Here is a 1,675-nt window from a genome sequence, read left to right on the forward strand (position 1 = left end):
GGTCGTCCCGGTACCGGTCGTGGTCGACAACCCGATGGCAGCGCGTCATCCGGCGGGCGAGAACGGTCCGTGACCGCAGAGCGCCGCCCCCGACGTGCCCCATCCCAAGACCGCGGACGTCCTGGTAATGACCGATCAGCTCATCCCCGATGGCGTTCCACCCGCAGCCCGCGACGGACTGGCGGGCCGCGACACCCATGGCCGCCCGCCGGTCGGCGTCGGCGACGAGCGTGGCGACGCGGTCGGCCAGCGCGGCCGGGGAGTCCGGCATGAAGTGCATCCCGGTGTGCCCGTCGTCGACGACGTCGAGCAGGCCGCCCGCGGCCGGCGCCACCACCGGGACACCGCTGGCCTTCGCCTCCTGGGCGGCCTGGCAGAACGTCTCGTGGGAGCCGGTGTGGACGAACACGTCGAGACTCGCGAAGATCGTCGCCAGCTCCGCTCCGGAGCGGAATCCCAGGAAGGTCGCCCGGGGCAGGCGCCGCTCAAGGGCCGGTCGCATCGGACCGTCACCGACGACGACCAGCCGCATCCCGGGGAGGTCCTGGACCGCGTCGAGCAGGTGCACCCGCTTCTCCCTGGCGAGCCGGCCCACGTAGCCGACCAGTACCTCCCCGTCGGGGGCGAGATCGCGGCGCAGGGCCGGGTCGCGGTGGCGTGGGTTGAACCGCTCCAGGTCGACCCCGCGCGTCCAGCGGGCAACCCGGTGGACGCCCTGGCGCAGCAGCATGTCGACCGCGGGCCAGGACGGCGCCAGCGTCCGCCCGGCGAGGCGGTGGACGGTGGCCACCCACCGCCAGATGGAACGTTCGGCCTGGGCGAGCCCGTAGCGGGCGGCGAAGCCGGCGAAGTCGGTCTGGTACACGGCCACGCTCGGCAGCCCGAGCCGCCAGGCGGCGAACGCGGACTGTGCGCCCAGTCCCGCCGGGGCCGCCAGATGCACGACGTCCGGCCGGAAGTCGGCGAGGACGCTGACCAGCCGGGGCCATGGAGTCGCCACCCGGAACGCCGGATATCCTGGCAGCGGAACCGACGGCGCCCGCAGTACCGGGGCACCGGCATAGACGTCGGGATCGGCTGCTGGCGCACGCGTGCCGGCCGCGGGCGCGATGACGAGCGCTTCGTGGCCACGCTGTCGCAGATGCTCCAGCACCCGGCAGACCGAGTTGGTCACGCCGTCGACGTGCGGCAGGAAAGACTCGGTGATCACTGCGACGCGCACGACATCACGGTCCCAAGCCCCGGGGATAGATCGCGGACGGCCGCTCGTCCACGACATGAACTTTGCGTCACAGCTTGGTGGTATAGCGCCGTGCCGTGATGACACCGCCACCAAGTCCCGAAGATCCCGGGAGATCCTGCGGAGGTCCGGAAGGTTCGGGGGTCCGGTTCCCCGGGCCGCCGACGGTCGCTGCCGGGCCGGCTCCGCCGGAGCAGGCCCGGGGACACAGCCCGGCATGATGGACGAGTGTTGATCACAGATCTCGTCGGTGTGCTCGGTGCCGCCCACGTCCTCACCGATCAAGACCTCACCGTGAGTTACGAAACCGACTGGACGGGCGCCTTCCGGGGGCGGGCCGCGGCCGTGGTCCGCCCCGGATCGACCGCGCAGGTCGCCGCTGTCCTGCGGATCTGCGGCCGGCACGGCGTGCCCGTGGTGCCTCAGGGCGGCAAC

2 protein-coding genes are annotated in these 1,675 nt (G+C 72.7%); one reads left to right on the plus strand and one right to left on the minus strand.

Features of this window, described 5'->3' with window-relative positions:
* Nucleotides 1-1,222: glycosyltransferase family 4 protein (locus tag DD1DGNOD_RS09625; protein WP_241255612.1), on the minus strand; the 1,222-nt coding region annotated here is incomplete at its 3' end.
* A 246-nt stretch (nucleotides 1,223-1,468) separates the two neighbouring features.
* Between DD1DGNOD_RS09625 and DD1DGNOD_RS09630 the strand changes: the two genes are divergently transcribed.
* On the plus strand, nucleotides 1,469-1,675 hold a 207-nt coding region (locus DD1DGNOD_RS09630), incomplete at its 3' end, for an FAD-binding oxidoreductase (RefSeq protein ID WP_131769938.1).

The organism is Candidatus Protofrankia californiensis (genome assembly GCF_900634765.1).
GTDB lineage: Bacteria > Actinomycetota > Actinomycetes > Frankiales > Frankiaceae > Protofrankia > Protofrankia californiensis.